Source organism: Psychrobacter sp. TB55-MNA-CIBAN-0194 (genome assembly GCF_040309505.1).
GTDB classification, from domain to species: Bacteria; Pseudomonadota; Gammaproteobacteria; order Pseudomonadales; family Moraxellaceae; genus Psychrobacter; species Psychrobacter fozii.
In genome coordinates, this window is the sequence record NZ_JBEOOW010000003.1 from 153,804 (window position 1) to 171,143 (window position 17,340).

The 17,340-nt window shown below is 41.3% G+C and carries 16 protein-coding genes and 2 tRNA genes; 4 read left to right on the top strand and 14 right to left on the bottom strand.

What is annotated here, in order from left to right:
- Positions 1-105: 105 nt before the first annotated feature.
- The 13 genes from rpsO to tpiA all read right to left on the bottom strand — a co-directional run bounded on the left by rpsO (position 106) and on the right by tpiA (position 11,182).
- Positions 106-372 carry a 30S ribosomal protein S15 gene (gene rpsO / locus AAEY75_RS04940; RefSeq protein ID WP_110922066.1) on the bottom strand — a complete coding sequence of 89 codons (267 nt, stop codon included), beginning with the start codon at positions 370-372 and terminating at the stop codon, positions 106-108.
- A gap of 451 nt (positions 373-823) precedes the next feature.
- A complete protein-coding gene (locus AAEY75_RS04945) occupies positions 824-1,000 on the bottom strand; it encodes a hypothetical protein (RefSeq protein WP_197215506.1) in 177 nt (58 codons plus the stop codon).
- 116 nt (positions 1,001-1,116) lie between these two features.
- Positions 1,117-1,278: a hypothetical protein gene (locus AAEY75_RS04950; protein ID WP_197215504.1), complete on the bottom strand. Its 162-nt coding sequence runs from the start codon at positions 1,276-1,278 to the stop codon at positions 1,117-1,119.
- A 74-nt stretch (positions 1,279-1,352) separates the two neighbouring features.
- On the bottom strand, positions 1,353-1,877 hold the full coding sequence (locus AAEY75_RS04955) for a type 1 glutamine amidotransferase domain-containing protein (RefSeq protein WP_197215503.1): 525 nt from the start codon (positions 1,875-1,877) through the stop codon (positions 1,353-1,355).
- Between the two features lie 382 nt (positions 1,878-2,259).
- A complete protein-coding gene (gene truB / locus AAEY75_RS04960; protein WP_197215502.1) occupies positions 2,260-3,333 on the bottom strand; it encodes a tRNA pseudouridine(55) synthase TruB in 1,074 nt (357 codons plus the stop codon).
- 9 nt (positions 3,334-3,342) lie between these two features.
- A complete protein-coding gene (locus AAEY75_RS04965; protein ID WP_197215501.1) occupies positions 3,343-3,732 on the bottom strand; it encodes a ribosome-binding factor A in 390 nt (129 codons plus the stop codon).
- Positions 3,733-3,935: 203 nt separating this feature from the next.
- On the bottom strand, positions 3,936-6,659 hold the full coding sequence (infB, locus tag AAEY75_RS04970) for a translation initiation factor IF-2 (protein WP_194196209.1): 2,724 nt from the start codon (positions 6,657-6,659) through the stop codon (positions 3,936-3,938).
- 151 nt (positions 6,660-6,810) lie between these two features.
- Positions 6,811-8,295, bottom strand: a complete 1,485-nt coding sequence (gene nusA / locus AAEY75_RS04975; RefSeq protein WP_110922071.1) for a transcription termination factor NusA — start codon at positions 8,293-8,295, stop codon at positions 6,811-6,813.
- Positions 8,296-8,464: 169 nt separating this feature from the next.
- Entirely contained in the window at positions 8,465-8,965 is a 501-nt protein-coding gene (gene rimP, locus AAEY75_RS04980) for a ribosome maturation factor RimP (RefSeq protein ID WP_110922072.1), read from the bottom strand.
- A gap of 464 nt (positions 8,966-9,429) precedes the next feature.
- Positions 9,430-9,506 (bottom strand) — tRNA-Met (locus AAEY75_RS04985).
- A 124-nt stretch (positions 9,507-9,630) separates the two neighbouring features.
- Positions 9,631-9,714 (bottom strand) — tRNA-Leu (locus AAEY75_RS04990).
- Positions 9,715-9,856: 142 nt separating this feature from the next.
- Positions 9,857-10,165 carry a preprotein translocase subunit SecG gene (gene secG, locus AAEY75_RS04995; RefSeq protein WP_110922073.1) on the bottom strand — a complete coding sequence of 103 codons (309 nt, stop codon included), beginning with the start codon at positions 10,163-10,165 and terminating at the stop codon, positions 9,857-9,859.
- Between the two features lie 204 nt (positions 10,166-10,369).
- A complete protein-coding gene (tpiA, locus tag AAEY75_RS05000; RefSeq protein WP_352258802.1) occupies positions 10,370-11,182 on the bottom strand; it encodes a triose-phosphate isomerase in 813 nt (270 codons plus the stop codon).
- 456 nt (positions 11,183-11,638) lie between these two features.
- On the opposite strand from tpiA, the gene pilB reads away from it, so the two are divergent.
- From pilB to coaE, 4 genes are all read left to right on the top strand, one after another.
- Complete coding sequence (gene pilB, locus AAEY75_RS05005) at positions 11,639-13,354, top strand: type IV-A pilus assembly ATPase PilB (protein ID WP_352258804.1); 1,716 nt, start codon at positions 11,639-11,641, stop codon at positions 13,352-13,354.
- Between the two features lie 220 nt (positions 13,355-13,574).
- Entirely contained in the window at positions 13,575-14,798 is a 1,224-nt protein-coding gene (locus AAEY75_RS05010) for a type II secretion system F family protein (RefSeq protein WP_352258806.1), read from the top strand.
- Between the two features lie 25 nt (positions 14,799-14,823).
- Positions 14,824-15,723 (top strand): prepilin peptidase, encoded by a 900-nt coding sequence (locus AAEY75_RS05015; RefSeq protein ID WP_352258808.1) that lies wholly within the window; start codon positions 14,824-14,826, stop codon positions 15,721-15,723.
- A gap of 124 nt (positions 15,724-15,847) precedes the next feature.
- Complete coding sequence (coaE, locus tag AAEY75_RS05020) at positions 15,848-16,540, top strand: dephospho-CoA kinase (protein ID WP_197215495.1); 693 nt, start codon at positions 15,848-15,850, stop codon at positions 16,538-16,540.
- Here coaE and rlmB read toward each other — a convergent pair.
- Positions 16,503-17,273: a 23S rRNA (guanosine(2251)-2'-O)-methyltransferase RlmB gene (gene rlmB / locus AAEY75_RS05025; RefSeq protein WP_197099560.1), complete on the bottom strand. Its 771-nt coding sequence runs from the start codon at positions 17,271-17,273 to the stop codon at positions 16,503-16,505. The two genes, coaE and rlmB, sit on opposite strands and share 38 nt — an antisense overlap.
- Positions 17,274-17,340 lie beyond the last annotated feature (67 nt).

Here is a 17,340-nt window from a genome sequence, read left to right on the forward strand (position 1 = left end):
ATCGATATTAGCGAGCAAATGCTAAGCGGCTTAGCAAAACCTTTAAAGTAATGCCACATACGGGCACTTTTTAATTTGGCAGCCACTCGCACTGTTGTCGCTAGATTAACGACGTAGACCTAACTGGCTAATAAGGGTGGTATAACGACCAAGATCTTTACCTTTTAGGTAATCAAGCAATTTACGACGGGTGTTAACCATACGGATAAGACCGCGACGGCTATGATGATCCGCTTTATGCGCTTTAAAATGGTTCTGTAGATCGTTGATACGAGCACTTAATAAAGCTACTTGAACTTCTGGTGAACCAGTGTCGCTTTCGCCACGTTGGTATTGAGCAATGATTTGTTCGCGATCAGTATTAGTTAGCATAAATATCTCCGGCAATGCTAAAAGCTTAAAAATACACTCGAATTTGAGTCGTTTTAAAAGCAGTAGAATAGTAAATAAAGTAACTTGCACGTCATTCAGGACAACCCTGCATTACTAGAGTTGACCTAGTGTACGACAAGCTCAATTAATTATAACGATCATTTATATGAAGCTGCTATGAGACAGTATCTAATATAGCCATCCGTTTTGAATAGTCTACTGGATACAATATCCCATCTAAACTAAATTTAAATGTGACGCTGATTATAACAAAAAACTGCTGAACTCGCAGCAGTTTTTCACATTAGTTTTACGGCTAAATTAGCTTCTATCGAAAACATCAAACCTAGTCATTTACAAACTCTAGTCATTTACAAACTCTAGTCATTTACAAACTCTAGTCATTTACAAACTCTAGTCATTTACAAACTGAGCCATCTGATAGTGCTATTTATTTTTTGATATCGCTCTCAGTAGCATTACCACCAAGCTGGTCATCTCCGAGCGGTGCCGCTGTAGTGACTTCCGCTAAGCTAGCTGGAGTACTATGTTCGCTAGGATTAATCTCTTCTGCAAGCTTTTCAATCTCTTTTTCTTGCTCGTCCATACTGTTTGATGAATTACTCATATTAGCTCCTGAATTATTATTTTTTTGGACTAACTGCGATTGCACTCATTGATACTGAAACGTGCAAACTATAAATACATTAGTATGGCTCTACTCTGGAAAACACATTGGACAAATTATTTGCTTTCTTTCGTACTTTCTACATTATCAGCAATACGGTCTGCAGCTGCTTCAGTATCTGCTGCATGATTGTTTTCAGTCTGGTCTTTGAGCGCTGCAGTCGCTGCATCAGAACGTTGTTGCTCAAGCTTAGTATCGTTTGGGTTAGAATTTGACATAATATTTTCCTTAGTTATGGTTATGAATGATTAAAGTATTTTGATGCTTGTTTGACGATTAGATAGCAAGAACTCTAAAATAGTGCTTTATCTATAGCATCAACAAAATTGGTTATATCATCTGGATTACGCGAGGTGATAAGATTGCCATCAACTTGTACTGTTTTATCTACATAATTTGCGCCAGCATTTTCTAAATCTGTCTGGAGCGTAGGATAAGCAGTCAATGTTTTACCCTTAGCGATACCTGTGTTAATGAGTATCCAAGGTGCATGACAGATAACAGCCAACGGCTTATTCGCATCATTGATAGCATTAATTATTCTATGAGCTTCTTTATTGCCTCGGATGGTATCTGCATTCACAGTACCGCCTGGTAGCACTAATGCATCATACTCAGTAACACTGGCTTCATTTGTAAAGATATCAGCAGTGAAAGTATCACCTTTATCGACATCTTGCTTCATCGCTTGGACTTCTTTATCTTCGTTAGTAGTAATAAGAACTGTCTTGTAACCTTTGTCTTTCAGTTGGTTATTAACCTCTTCGTACTCTGCTTGTTCAAAGTTATTGTGTAGTAAAAAAGCAATAGTTTTCATAATACTTCCTATCTTTATATTTGTGATTTTATATAAGAAAATTTATTATTGATTTGCCTATTTTTCTTGTTATTAGTGCCTTTTGTTTTTATTGAGCGTCGAGCCTTGGGCCGTAAAACCTTCCTTGTTAGAACTATTCCATACTAGTTTTTTATTATTGTAAGTTTTTATTATTAGCCTGCTTTTTGTTTTTCTTACTTTTTTTTGTCATTTTATTATATTAATTATTTCGTCTGGCTTTCCCTAGCTGACATATCTAATGTACAAAAAAAACAGGTTCCACCATAGGTGAAACCTGCAATAAAATGTGAGGATATGTGATTAATGTAAACTGTTAGTAAGCCAAAAAGGCTTTATCGCGACTTATTTAACAAGAATAAAACTAACGCTGAATTAATTTTTTTGGCTGTAATCGACCATTCAGACTGACTGCACCTAAACCTAAAAACTGACCGTCTTCGTTTATCAAGCGAATATCCACAGGTATTTCATGCTTTAATGGCTTCGTATCAGTAAGCTGCTCGCTATCATCTGTTTCAGAAATAAATTGCTGATTAACATTAACAGCTACTTCGTTATTTTCCAATGATTCGCTGTCAATATTGCCTGCTATATACGTTCTGATATCATCTGTCAGTTGCTCAAACACATTTAGACGTTGCCCCATATGTATACGAGTACACTGTTCAGTCGTCAATATCATTTCGGCGTCAATATTGACACAAGCATCCACTGGCATCAGCTGCCCTTGTCGACTATCCAACGCTAGCGCTTCTAAATCCGGCAAGGCAATCGCATTATCAATGTTAAAATCACCCACTTGCGTACGTCGCAATGCTGTCAGATGACCTAATGTACCTAGTGCTTTAGCAATATCTTCACCAAGAACACGTACATACGTACCTTTAGTACAAGTCACTGTCAATTGGATTTGCTCGTGATCAATTGCTTTTAAATCAATCGCCTTAATCACAATATCTCTAGAGGCTCGCTCTACTTCTATACCAGCACGGGCATATTCATAGAGTTTTTTACCGTCTTTTTTTAGTGCAGAATACATTGGAGGTATCTGCTGCTGAGCGCCTGAAAATTGCTGAGCAACTTGCTCTAATAGTGCAGTACCGAAAGTTGGAATAGCTGCTTGCTCAACGATTTTGCCATCTGCATCGCCAGTATCGGTCTGACCACCAAGCAAAATAACGGCTTCATAGGATTTGTCAGCATCAAGCTGATAATGACTGAACTTCGTTGCTTCACCCATGCATATCGGCAATAGACCCGTTGCCATTGGATCAAGCGTACCCGTATGCCCCGCTTTTTTGCTGTCATGATTCGGTGATTTAAATAAATATTTCACCTTTGACACCACTTGCTGTGAGGTCATACCTTTGGGTTTATCTACTAAGATAACCCCTGAGACTTTTATTTTATCGCATTGCTTGGATGATATAGACATAATATAAAATTACTCGTCATTCTCATTTTGTTCTGTCTTAGTGACGGCCTGGCTAATCAGATCCATCATATAATTACCACGAGCGGTCACTTCATCATAATGAAAACGCAAGCGCGGTGTAGTACGTGTCTTTAAACTATGACTGAGCTCAGTACGTAAGAAACCCGCTGCGTTGTTCAGTACGGTAACGCTCTCTTCGTGATTCGTCTTGGTCATTGCATCATTAAGCCCAGGCTCCATGATAGTGACATAGACATCGGCATATCCTAGATCTGGGCTAACCTTGACACTAGAAATAGTGACAAAACCAGTCAAACGCGGGTCATTAACTTCATCGCGAATAAGAACAGCAAGCTCACGCTGAATTTGATCGGATAAGCGTTGTAAACGTTGGTTCATTTTATTACCTTAATTTGGTAGGGCTCATTTTCATTGATTAGCCCATTTGCTTATTAATACATCTAAGGGCTGGTATTTGTTAAAAAAGGCCTAGCAGGATGTACCTGTTAGGCCTAAGTACAGCTAGATATGAAAGGTATACTAATATGCTCAGCGAATTAAGCGTATTGCATTATTAGAGACCTTTATATCGAACAGCGACTTTAGATAGTACGTGCGAACTCTTGGATTTCGAAGACTTCGATCTTATCACCAGCTTCGACATCGTAACCACGTACCGCTAGGCCACATTCCATACCAGTACGTACTTCATTGACGTCTTCTTTGTAACGACGCAATGATTGCAATTGACCAGTAAAGATAACTTGGTCAGCACGCAATACGCGGATAGGCTTGTTGCGATAGATTGTACCTTCAACGACCATACAACCAGCAGCCGCACCGAACTTACTAGAGCGGAATACTTCGCGAACATCTGCAACACCAAGGATTTTCTCACGATGTTCAGGGGCCAACATACCGCTCATTGCTGCTTTTACATCGTCAATCAAGCCATAGATGACACTATAGTAGCGAATATCCATGTTGGCAGAATCTGATTTACGACGTGCAGTAGCATCCGCACGAACGTTGAAACCTAGTAGTACTGCTTCGCTAGACTCTGCAAGTGTTACGTCAGACTCAGAGATAGGACCAACGCCTGAACTAATCACTCTGACTTTAACTTCGTCAGTTGACAACTCATTTAGTGCAGAAAGCAATGCTTCAAGTGAACCACGAACATCAGTTTTCAATACGATATTCAAGAATGACACATCGCCTTGTTCCATCTGATCGAACATGCTTTCAAGACGCATAGCGTTTTGACGTTCAAGTTGACGCTCACGCTCACGATTGGTTCTAAAGTCAGCAACTTCACGAGCTTTTTTCTCATCAGTTACTACTAAGAATTCACTACCAGCAGCTGGCGTTTCAGGCAGACCCAAAATCTCTACAGGGATAGAAGGACCGGCTGATTGGATACGTTGACCATGCTCATCTGTTAGCGCACGGACTTTACCATAATGCTCACCAGCTAGAACCAAGTCGCCTTGCTTCAATGTACCTTTTTTAACTAGGACACTAACAACAGGACCACGACCTTTTTCAAGTCTTGATTCAATGACGACACCCTGTGCAGCGCCATCTACAGGTGCTTCTAGTTCCATTAACTCAGCTTGTAAGCTAATAAACTCTAGCAAGTTGTCGATACCTTCGCCTGTTTTGGCTGAGATACGTGCCATTGGTGTATCACCACCCCATTCTTCTGATACGACTTCTTTCGTCGTCAATTCATTAAGAACGCGGTCAGGATCAGCGCCTGGCTTATCCATTTTGTTGATAGCAACAATAATCGGCGTACCAGCAGCACGAGCATGATCAATGGCTTCTGCCGTTTGTGGCATCATACCATCGTCAGCTGCGACAACAAGTACCACAATATCAGTCGCTTGAGCACCACGTGAACGCATTGCGCTAAAGGCTGCGTGACCTGGTGTGTCAAGGAAAGTAATAACACCGCGCTCGGTTTTTACATGGTAAGCACCGATATGCTGTGTAATACCGCCAGCTTCGCCATTCGCAACTTTCGTTTCACGAATTTTATCTAGTAGTGACGTCTTACCATGGTCAACGTGACCCATGATAGTTACGACTGGTGGACGCGTTTGCACGTTGCTACTACGTTCATCAACCGCATACTGTAAGTCATCTTCAACTTTAGTATCACTGACTGGAACTGGGTTGTGACCCATTTCTTCAACAAGTAGACTTGCTGTCGCTTGGTCAATAGTGTCTGACTCACGAGCCATTTCACCCATTTTCATGAGCAGTTTGGTCACTTCACGAGCTTTAACCGCCATACGTTGAGCAAGATCGGCTACTGTAATTTGCTCACTGATCTCAACGTCATAAACGATTTTTTCGACAGGTTTTTCAAATTTATGCTGTGATGCTTGCGTTGAGCGCAAACCGTTTTTACGGTTTTTGATCTCACGCTCATCTTGATTCTTACGACGACGACCACGAGCACCAGTGCTGCTTGCACCGCGCTTGATTTCGCGACGTTCTTTTTCAAATGACTCTTCTAATGCGTCACCGACTAGACCTTCAGCCAATGGCTCATCTTTACGAACTTCAGCAGCAGGCTGATCCGTGTATTTACCAGCCATTTTACGCATTTGCTCAAGTGTGCGCTTTTGCGCTTCTTCAGCTTGAACACGGCGTGTTTCTGTTTCGATTTCACGTAAACGTGCTTCTTCTTTTTCACGTGCTTCACGAGCTTTACGCTCTACTGCTGTTTCAACTTTTGGTTTCGTAGCAGCGACTTTTTTCTTCGGTTGTTCTTTAGGCTTGACTTCAACAGTCGTTTTTCCGCCTTTCTTAACAACAACTGACGTTGAAATATCGTCGTTCTTGTCATCAGATTTTTTGCTAGAGCCCAAGCTTGCACGCATCGCGGCCAAGGTTGCTGCTTGACGTTCTTCAGATTTTTTCTTAGTAGCAGCACGCTCTTCAGCGTCCTTAGCAGCACGTTCTTGCGACTCAATCATCGCTTGCTCACGCGCAGCCAATTCTTCAGCCATTTTTTCTGGATCAGGCTTTTCGAATACTTTCTTTTTACGCACTTCAACATTGACACTCTTAGATTTACCTGAAGAGCCAGTCACACGCGCAGTGCTAGTCGTTTTAGACTTGAGACTAATACGACGCTTCTCTTGCTGACCGTGACTTTGCTTTAAATACGTCACCAACTTCTCTTGCTCAACTTCTGAGACTAGGTCATCCTCTGCACGAGCAGGTAGTCCAGCATCTACTAATTGCTGTTTTACAGCACTTGCAGTTTTGCCTACCATATCTGCCAGTTCTTTGACGGTCTTATCTGCCATTTATTATCACCTACTGTCTATTATTTGCTATATGTTCAATTCAGTTGTTGGCTACAAATGATTGGGGTAAGGCTGGTATTTGTGTTGCAGTCATACCAGCACTTTATTATCGATAGCATATCACCAAAAGACAGCGATATGCAGTTACCGCTTATTCATTGAACCAAGATTCCCGAGCTTTCATGATGAGTTTTCCTGCGGTTTCAGAGTCTAAACCTTCGATATCTTCGAGATCGAAGACTGCTTGTTCTGCCAAATCATCAACGGTAATGATGTCTTGTTGTGCCATTTTATAAGCCCAACTAACGGTCATACCTTCAAGCTCTTGTAGCTCTTGACTTGGCTCTTTCATGTTCTGTTGTTTGACCAGTTCATCAGCAATGACCACTTCTTTAGCACGCTCTTGAATCATCTCAATCGCGTCATCGTCTAGACCTTCGATATCATAAAAGGTTTCAACTGGTACGTAGGCCACTTCTTCAATACTTGTGAAGCCGATATCGACAAGCGCTTGGGCTAAGTCTTTATCCACTTCTAGACGTTCATAGAATAATTCGATAAACGCTTTAGATTCGTTTTGTTGACGTTGCTGATACTCTTCTTCTAGCATCATATTAAGCTTATAGCCCGTCAATTCAGATGCCAAACGTACGTTTTGACCTTGTGAGCCAATAGCACGTGCTAACTGATCGTTGGTGCTAAAGATAATATCAGCAGTCTGAGTATCTTCATCTAAAATAATGCTGCTAACGTCAGCAGGCTCTAAAGAGCTAATGATAAATTGGGCAGGATCATCTGACCAAACCACCACATCAATACGCTCACCATCAAGCTCTTGCTGTACTGCTTGGATACGCGTACCACGCATACCAATACAAGCACCTACAGGGTCGATACGATGATCATTGGTCTTCACTGCTATTTTAGCACGAGTACCTGGCAAACGCGCGACGTTACGAATTTCAATAATTTGTTCAGCAATCTCAGGTACTTCTTTTTGCATCAATGCTGAAAGCATTTCAGGATGAGTACGAGAGAGTAATAACTGTGCACCGCGGTTTTCACGGTTTACATGATATAAAATTGCGTTGATACGTGACTTGGCACGTAGCTGCTCACGTGGCAACATCTGATCGCGTGACAAGTAACCTTCGGCATTGTCGCCCAAATCGATGATATAACCATCGCGAGTCTGTTTTTTGACTTCGCCATACATCATCTCACCAATACGTGGCTCAAAAGCATCAGCGACTAGCGCGCGCTCAGCTTCACGGATTTTTTGGATAATAACCTGTTTGGCTTGCGTGGCAGCGATACGACCGAACTCAATCGATTCAATCTGCTCTTCTTTTATATCGCCGATTGACCATTCTTCTTGATCAAGATCGGTAATGGCTAGCTGACATGCAGGCATTTCATGGTCTTCATCTGCAACCACTGTCCAATAACGATAAGTATCATAATCGCCCGTTGCACGATCGATGGCAACCCGTACCTCCACTTCTGGCTGTTCGGTGTATACTTTTTTCTTGGTAGATACCACTAAAGCGTCTTCAATCGCTTCAAAGATATCTTCAGGATTTAAGCCCTTTTCATTACTGACAGTTTCTACTACCGTTAAGATTTCACGACTCATGCTATACCTGTCCTATCATTTTTTAATTGACTTAAATTTTATAATTTATGTACTGATATTATATTTTCACCATTAGCTATAAGGCTATTTGGAGATTCAAATCTTGATTTATAATAAGCTGCTCATTAGATCAAAATAGATACATTCATAAGATGAACACTCTAGCTGATTACGCGTCTTCATAAATCAAATTGGCTTTGTCTATATTACTCAGTGCAATCTCAAACTGCTGACCATCACTTGATGTCAATTTTAGCGAGGTTGCATCGATACTGTCTAAAGTACCTGTCGCTTTACGACGCTTTTGATCACCTTCACCAATCGCTTGTATCAAACGCAAGCTGACGGTTTGACCAACATAGCCATGCATCTGCTCATCTGAGAAGAATGCGCGATCAAAACCTGGTGAAGAGACTTCTAAGATAAACTCACCGGCAATCGGGTCATGAACCTCAAGAATACCGCTTACCTGATGATTCACTGCAGCACAGTTTTCAATCGTTACTTGCTTATCTTGGGCTTGCTCTTCTGGCAATGCCTCAATATAAATACGTAACAATGAACGGTTGCCTTGTGGTGCAAACTCGATACCCCATAGTGCCACATCGCAAGCAGCGACGGCAGGGGCAATAATGTTGGTCAGTTCTGTAACTTTGGTCGAAAGCTTCATAATCTATTTATCTTTTCCTATTCGCGTATCTATCATACTTAGTAAACCGTATTGAATTTTTCATTCATCTCTTACTTATTAGTAATATGCACTTATATAGTAGGAGACACGGTCATAATATTGTTTTAAATCACAAGCATATTGTTTATGCGCTATGCCTTTATATAGGGATGAGCATAAAAAACATCAAGCTCAGCCAGACAATGCTTTTATTATTCATAAAGCAATACTATCGATAAAAGAGTGAGGAGTATAAAGATAGTGTGCTTAAGGAGCATCACTCTAATAACGGTGAGTCACGACAAGCTACAGTAGATGTTATCGTACTCTATAGAGCTAGAGCTTAACATAAGTAGAATAAAGACCGCGATAATGCTGACAGCCAGATACAAAAAAACCCACAAGCATAATGGTGGGCTAATCGCTACTGACAAATTTAGTGTACAAAACATCAGTATAAAAAGTGGTAGCGGGGGCTGGATTTGAACCAACGACCTTCGGGTTATGAGCCCGACGAGCTACCAGACTGCTCCACCCCGCATCAATCTAGAACGCACATTATAGATAGGTTTGATAGAAGTGTCAACGTTTATTTTAAACTAATTTCAAATAAAACAATTGATGACTATAAAACATAACCTTACGCTGTGCTGCGTAATAAAACTTGGTGCGATTGGGGGGACTTGAACCCCCACAGCTTGCGCCACCACCCCCTCAAGATGGCGTGTCTACCATTCCACCACAATCGCATTTTACTACTCTGTTCCATCATATCCAGTCTACTATAAAAGATACTTAAGGTAGGCATCCATAGAGTGGTACTTCTGAAAACAGAAACGCATTGTAAATCTAACGCATCAAAATAGCAAGGGCTGCATGTTTAAAAGATACTTACTGAGGATCTTGAGTCAAAGGACGCGGTGTTTGTGGTACTGAAACGGGCGCATCTAGACGAAACTGATCTTCAGCTTGCTTACGGGCATGAACAGCAAGCGTCATACTAGTGATAAAAAATATCACCGTCAACACAGCGGTAGCGCGCGTCAAAAAGTTGGCAGTGCCCGCTGCACCAAATACGGTACCTGACGAGCCAGCACCAAAAGAAGCTCCTGCGTCTGCCCCTTTACCATGCTGTATCAAAATCAAGCCGATCATGGCAATCGCCACAATAATGTGCAGGGCTAATATAAACGTAAACATGGTGGCCTCTTTTGCCGCATAATGACGACTGATAACGGTAAATAAATCTTAAGTTTAGTAGGACGTATAATCACGCCAAATCGATTATATAAATAAGGCGCATTGTACACGATTGCAAGGGCACTGTTAAACCTACTTTTGCCAACTGATAAAGACACTTTACATACAGATAGTGAACTTTATATCTAAGTGCTACATTAAGGTCTAAGTGCTAACACGACTAAATGCATTAGCAATCGCCAAAAAACTCTCTGCCTTTAATGAAGCGCCGCCAACCAATGCACCATTGATCATAGAGTCGGCAGCAAAGCTATCCGCATTATCGGCATTGACACTACCACCATATAAAACAGTCATTTCATTCAAACTATCTGCAAAACCTGCAACCGTCTGCTTTATATGCTGATGGGTTTTACTGACCTCCGTCACGGTCGGCACTTTACCCGTACCAATTGCCCAGACAGGCTCGTAAGCAATGATCAGACGATCAGATAATGAAGCAGCTATATCTGGTTGTTGAACCAATAAGTCCTTGATGACGGATAGCTGGCCATCGATTACTTCTAGTGTTTCATTTGCATCATATTGCGTTTGGGTTTCACCGATACAAAGTACCACACCTAATTCTTGCGCTAATGCATGAGTCATTTTTTGCGATAAGCACTCATTAGACTCTTGATGATACTGACGGCGCTCAGAATGACCAAGTAATGTCCACATTGCACCCGTATCAGCCACTTGCTGCGCAGAGCAATCGCCTGTATATGCACCCGTACTCGCACTATGAGCACTAATGTTTTGTGCAGCACACAATATAGGCGTACCTTTTAAACGAGTACTGACAGCTGCTAAGTGAATACAGCTTGGTGCCACCATTAAGTTGCAATGACTATTTGAAAGCTCAGTACCAGCCTCTGCTCCACTATCTATTGCTGTCAATAAGTTCTCTAACAACGTATCAACATCTTGACTCGCGGCTGGATTCTGTTTCCAATTACCTATTACCCAAGCTTTCATACTCATCTACCCTGTCTCATGTATTCCTGCCAATTCGGCTAATATGCGCGCCAGTATAACAAATAATTCCCAAGTGCTATAGTATGCTGCTATCCGCAAAGAAACAGCCTGTTAAGACAAATACTAAAATGACACTATTATAAATGATGTTTTTTACGGGCTAGTCGCTTAATAGTCTATATAAAGTTTTTAAACTAAAGTAAAGTAAAGTTCTATACTATTGCATCTACATATAAAAGACTATGATTAGTCATCTGATGTATTAAGCCGATGATGGCATATACTATTAATAACAACTATCTATTGAACCTCTTACAAAAACACCTTTTCATCAATTTTCATTAGCAACAGTCCAAGGGGCAATGATGACTGATAAAATGTGTCTGTCAAAGACTATAAATAGTATCTAAATTTCAGGCAAATATACAGAATACTTGGTATCAAGGAGAAGTCGCAATGTCTATCACATCTAATAAGTATGGTGGTTTAGCACATCAGCTAATCAGCGAAGGTATTGTTAGCGAAGCAAACATGAAAACGGCACAGTCTGAGTCGCAACAGCAACAAATAGGACTCGTATCTTATTTAGTAGACCACAAACTCGCCGATGCTTATCATCTTGCTAAGATGCTATCACAGGCATTTGGCGACCCTCTCTTCGACCTTGATGCCTTAAGCAATGATGTCGTTCCAAAAGATTTAGTAGACGAAAAAATCGTTCGTAAATTTAATGCGCTGCCACTATTTAAACGAGGTCAACGATTATTTGTCGCATTGAGTGATCCCACTCGCGTTGATGCTATCGATGCCATTGCTTTTAATTCGCGGCTGTCTATTGAAACCATCGTCGTTGAAGAAGATAAGCTAAAGAAGCGTATTGAAAGCCTTTACGCTAATACTATGCAAAACTTTGATAGTTTCAATGACAGTGACTTGAACGTCGATTTTGATGATGGTGAAGATGACGAAAGTGAAGGAGAAACCAAGCTTACTGATAGTGTAGATGAAGCACCTGTTGTAAAATTTGTCAATAAAATGTTGGTTGACGCGATTCGAATGGGTGCTTCCGACTTACATTTTGAACCGTATGAAAAAACATATCGTGTGCGATTTCGTGTTGATGGTGTGATGCAAAGCATGGCCAACCCTCCTGTGCAGCTAGCAGGTAAGATTGCAGCACGCTTAAAAGTAATGTCGCAAATGGACATCTCAGAGCGACGTATACCGCAAGACGGACGTATCAAACTAAAACTGTCTAAAAACAAGGCCATTGATTTCCGAGTGAACTCTTTACCAACCCTGTTTGGTGAAAAAATCGTCTTACGTATCTTAGATCCTTCATCTGCTATGCTCGGTATTGAAGCCTTAGGCTATGAACCCGACCAAAAAGAGATGTTTTTAGAGGCACTAAATAAACCACAAGGCATGCTACTTATCACAGGACCTACTGGCTCTGGTAAAACGGTCTCACTCTATACAGGTATTAATATTTTAAACACTGGGGCGACCAACATCTCCACTGCAGAAGATCCAGTTGAAATTAATCTAGAAGGTATTAATCAGGTCAACGTTAATCCTAAAGTAGGCTTAACTTTTGCCAATGCGCTTAAATCTTTTTTACGCCAAGATCCGGATATTGTAATGGTTGGTGAGATTCGTGACCTTGAAACGGCTGAAATTGCTATAAAAGCTGCGCAAACAGGTCATATGGTCCTCTCAACACTTCACACCAACTCTGCACCCGAAACGCTAACCCGCTTAAAAAATATGGGGGTTGCATCATTCAACATTGCCACCTCAGTCAACCTAGTTATTGCCCAGCGATTAGCACGCCGCTTATGTAAAAACTGTAAAAAACCTATCAATATTCCACGGCAGAGCCTGATCGAGCTCGGTTTTACTGATAAAGATTTAGACAATCCGGATAGCATCATTTATGAGCCAGTTGGCTGTACTGAATGCCGTGAAGGTTATAAAGGCCGTGTGGGGGTTTATGAAGTAATGAAAATTAGTCCAGATATTTCACGAATTATCATGGAAGATGGTAATGCGATAGATATCAAAGATGCCGCTATAAAAAATGGATTTCGAGACCTACGACGTTCTGGTATTTTAAAGGTATTGCAAGGTGTCACTAGCATTCAAGAAATGATGCGTGTGACCTCGGAGTAATATTTTTATAATATACATAACACTATAATTGATAAAAATAAAACCACGTATTTTATACTTTCATAAACTAGCAATAGTTTCTACGAGATATACTTAAATATAAAACAGATATATACTGGTTTTTTACGTTAAAATAAAGTATGCCGCTTTTAAATAATGAGTCAGGCATCGTTATACATCTTTGCAATATCTATATTAGACAATATTTGAGGGTAGTATCATGGCAAAAGCGAAGACCGACATGCTGTTAGACTTTGTCTATGACGGGGTGAACCGACGCGGACAGAAAGTAAAAGGCGAAACGACTAGCCGTAGTCTAGAGCTCGCGAAAGCAACTTTGCGTAAACAAGGCATCTCTGTAAAAGGCATCAAGAAAAAGCCTAAACCTCTCTATACCTTCAAAAAGTCTATTAAGGCTATCGACATTGCCATTTTTGCTCGTCAGTTAGCAACGATGATGAAAGCAGGTGTACCACTGACACAATCTTTTGAGATTGTCGCAGATTCACTGGACAACCCTAGCATGAAGGAATTGGTCTTAAAGATAAAATCTGATATCGAAGCAGGTGGCACTTTCGCTTCTGCATTGCGTAACCATCCACGCTATTTTGATGATCTCTTTTGTTCCCTTGTAGACTCGGGTGAGCAGTCAGGCTCTCTTGAGACCATGCTTGAACGAGTCGCGACCTACAAAGAAAAAAGTGAGTTGCTCAAGGCTAAAATTAAAAAAGCCATGAAATACCCGATTGCGGTAATCATAGTTGCCATTATTGTTACCATGATTCTTCTGATTAAAGTGGTCCCTGTATTTGCTGATTTGTTCGGTTCCTTTGGAGCAGATTTACCAGCATTCACAAAAATGGTTGTGAGCATGTCTGAGTGGATGCAGGCATGGTGGTTTATTCTAATCATAGTGATGGGTGGCACCATTATTAGTTTTTCAGAAGCCAAAAAACGCTCTAAGAAGTTTCGTGACTTTCTAGATCGCGCAGTACTAAAGGCGCCGATATTTGGCAATATTGCTTATCAAGCGATTATCGCGCGTTTTTCACGTACGTTATCGACTACTTTTGCAGCAGGCGTGCCACTTATTGATGCTTTGGACTCTACTGCTGGCGCTACAAATAATGTTGTATTTTATAATGCCACTCAGCAAATCAAAAATGACGTATCTACTGGTCAGCAATTACAATTTTCAATACGTTCAACCAATCTTTTCCCAAGCTTGGTTATTCAAATGGTTGGTATCGGTGAAGAGTCAGGTAGTTTAGAAGAAATGCTTGACAAAGTAGCTATCTATTATGAAAACGAGGTTGATAATGCGGTTGATGGATTAACCAGCTTAATGGAGCCAATGATCATGGCTGTATTAGGTGTGTTGGTTGGTGGCTTAGTCATTGCGATGTACTTGCCAATCTTCCAAATGGGCGCAGTGGTAGGTTAAAAGCGAATTAAAGGACTGCTATTTCATGCAATTTATACAGTTACTGCAAGATAATACGTCTATGGCTTTAGTCGTATTTGGTCTATTGGGTCTTTGTGTTGGCAGCTTTTTGAATGTGGTGATTCACCGTATGCCACTAATGATGATTTATAGTTGGAGACAAGAATGTAGCCAGTTCATGTCGGATCAAATAGACATGCCACGCGAACACACTCAACCCTTAACCGATATCGTCGCTGCTGATCAGCCTATTACTTTGAGTCGTCCTGCCTCACGCTGCCCTCATTGTAGCCATAAAATTAAGTGGTATGAAAATATACCTTTAGTTAGCTGGTTGGTACTACGCGGACGATGCTCAGACTGCAAGGCTTCTATCTGTCTGCGTTATCCTATCGTTGAGCTGGTTACTGCATTACTGTCAGTGTTAGTGATTTATAAGTTTGGGGTTAGTGCCGCTGGATTGTCAGCGTTACTGTTAGTGTGGACGCTCATTGCCTTAACAGGAATCGATTTTGATACTCAGTTACTACCAGATCGCTTAACCTTTCCTTTAGCAGGTTTAGGATTGGCCGTGAACTCACAAGGCTGGTTTGTCTCACCAACTCAATCAATTTGGGGGTTATTGCTTGGCTTTTTATCATTATGGATAGTGGTTAAGATATTTTTTCTTATCACTAAGAAACATGGTATGGGACAAGGAGACTTTAAGCTTTTAGCAGTATTAGGGGCTTGGCTCGGGCCTATGATGTTGCCATTGATTATCTTACTATCTTCTTTGCTAGGGTCAATTGTCGGAATTATCCTAATGAAAAAACAAGGTGAGAGTAAACCGTTCGCCTTTGGTCCTTACATCGCTATTGCAGGTATCGTTGCTTTGTTATACGGCTCAGAGATTGTCAGCTGGTATCTCGGTATGTATCCTTAATCGTTTATGACAATAAAAACAGGCTAGGGCAGCAAACTATCAATCTTTAATGGTCCTACTTGAAAGCTATATTTTTCAATTGGCAACTGCTACTATTATCATACCAATCAGATAAGTCATCATTATGTCAAAATACACAACCAATTCTTCACCCTACTCGCATCAATCGCAAAGCCCACAAATTAAAAGTAAGACGCTAGTAGTCGGTTTGACAGGTGGTATCGGCAGTGGAAAGTCTGCTGCTAGTGCTTGGTTTGCTGAGCAAGGTATTGATATTATTGATGCTGATGTCATTGCCCATGAAGTCGTCGCTAAAGGCAGTTCGACCTTGCGAAAAATTCAGAATAAATTTGGTGATTGGGTATTGAATGGTGATGGATCAATGGATCGAGCGGCTGTAAGAACGCACGTATTCACACATCCTGATGCATTAATTGAGTTAGAAGCAATCACTCATCCTGCGATACGCGAGACAGCAAAAGCTCAGTTAGCGGCTAGTACCACACCTTATATAGTATTGTCGGCACCCCTGCTCATCGAAGCTGCGGAAGCAGGACTGGCAAATCTATGTCAACGTATTCTCGTAATGGATGCCACTGAGGACACGCAGCTTGCACGTGCCAGTCAGCGTGACGAGCAAAGCGTGCAAAAGATTAAAGCCATCATGCTCAATCAACTAAGCCGCGAAGAGCGCAATCGCTATGCTGATGATGTGGTGCTAAATGAAAGTAATCTTGCAGATCTATACTCACAATTAGAACCACTACATCAAGAATATCTTATACTGGCCCAGCAGCTAAAGTTCGCTGCCGATTAACTTCGTATAACGCCATACCAGTGGCAACGCTCACATTTAAACTCTGTAGGTTGCCATACTCATTCCCTGACATCGGAATATAAACCAGCTCATCGCAGCTCTCCATCGTCAGGCGGCGCATGCCTTCCCCTTCTGAACCCATGATAATAGCTGTCTTACCTGTTAAATCAGCAGCATGTATCGGCTTCGCATCAGAATTGAGCGCGGTCCCAAAAACAAATACGCCTGCACTCTTTATCTGTGACAGTGTACGAGCCAGATTGGTTACACTGATGATCGGCATCATCTCAGCTGCGCCAACAGATACTTTGGAAACCGTTGGTGTTAGGCTTGCCGCATGATGCTTTGGACAAACCACAGCATCTACGCCCATTGCTACAGCAGTACGCAAGCAAGCACCGAAATTATGCGCATCAGTGATTTGGTCTAAGACTAATAGTAAGCACTGATCACGTCCAACGATAGTATCAAGCAACCCTTCGTTAGCGAAGCCTAATGGACGAGCATTTAGCACAACACCTTGATGTTGTGGACTACCACATAGTTGCGTGAGATTGTCTTTTTGCGTCGGTTGGATACTGATACCATTTGCGCTTGCCTGTGCCATAATCGCTTGTACATGGCTATCAGTCTCGCGGCCTTGCTGTACAAACAAGCTAAGCCCGTCAAGAGGACGATGTTCGAGTAAGGCATCAATTGCATGAATACCATAGAAGTAAATAGGTTTTGCCATAGTAGGCCTACTAGTTATGAAGTGATTGTTTGTAAGATGGTTAACGCCTAATTCGATAAAACAGAAA

Excerpts from the sequence above, each read along its gene's own strand:
- rpsO (WP_110922066.1), bottom strand. The coding sequence starts at position 372 with ATGCTAACTAATACTGATCGCGAACAAATCATTGCTCAATACCAACGT.
- AAEY75_RS04945 (WP_197215506.1), bottom strand. The coding sequence starts at position 1,000 with ATGAGTAATTCATCAAACAGTATGGACGAGCAAGAAAAAGAGATTGAA.
- AAEY75_RS04950 (WP_197215504.1), bottom strand. The coding sequence starts at position 1,278 with ATGTCAAATTCTAACCCAAACGATACTAAGCTTGAGCAACAACGTTCT.
- AAEY75_RS04955 (WP_197215503.1), bottom strand. The coding sequence starts at position 1,877 with ATGAAAACTATTGCTTTTTTACTACACAATAACTTTGAACAAGCAGAG.
- truB (WP_197215502.1), bottom strand. The coding sequence starts at position 3,333 with ATGTCTATATCATCCAAGCAATGCGATAAAATAAAAGTCTCAGGGGTT.
- AAEY75_RS04965 (WP_197215501.1), bottom strand. The coding sequence starts at position 3,732 with ATGAACCAACGTTTACAACGCTTATCCGATCAAATTCAGCGTGAGCTT.
- infB (WP_194196209.1), bottom strand. The coding sequence starts at position 6,659 with ATGGCAGATAAGACCGTCAAAGAACTGGCAGATATGGTAGGCAAAACT.
- nusA (WP_110922071.1), bottom strand. The coding sequence starts at position 8,295 with ATGAGTCGTGAAATCTTAACGGTAGTAGAAACTGTCAGTAATGAAAAG.
- rimP (WP_110922072.1), bottom strand. The coding sequence starts at position 8,965 with ATGAAGCTTTCGACCAAAGTTACAGAACTGACCAACATTATTGCCCCT.
- secG (WP_110922073.1), bottom strand. The coding sequence starts at position 10,165 with ATGTTTACGTTTATATTAGCCCTGCACATTATTGTGGCGATTGCCATG.
- tpiA (WP_352258802.1), bottom strand. The coding sequence starts at position 11,182 with ATGAAAGCTTGGGTAATAGGTAATTGGAAACAGAATCCAGCCGCGAGT.
- pilB (WP_352258804.1), top strand. The coding sequence starts at position 11,639 with ATGTCTATCACATCTAATAAGTATGGTGGTTTAGCACATCAGCTAATC.
- AAEY75_RS05010 (WP_352258806.1), top strand. The coding sequence starts at position 13,575 with ATGGCAAAAGCGAAGACCGACATGCTGTTAGACTTTGTCTATGACGGG.
- AAEY75_RS05015 (WP_352258808.1), top strand. The coding sequence starts at position 14,824 with ATGCAATTTATACAGTTACTGCAAGATAATACGTCTATGGCTTTAGTC.
- coaE (WP_197215495.1), top strand. The coding sequence starts at position 15,848 with ATGTCAAAATACACAACCAATTCTTCACCCTACTCGCATCAATCGCAA.
- rlmB (WP_197099560.1), bottom strand. The coding sequence starts at position 17,273 with ATGGCAAAACCTATTTACTTCTATGGTATTCATGCAATTGATGCCTTA.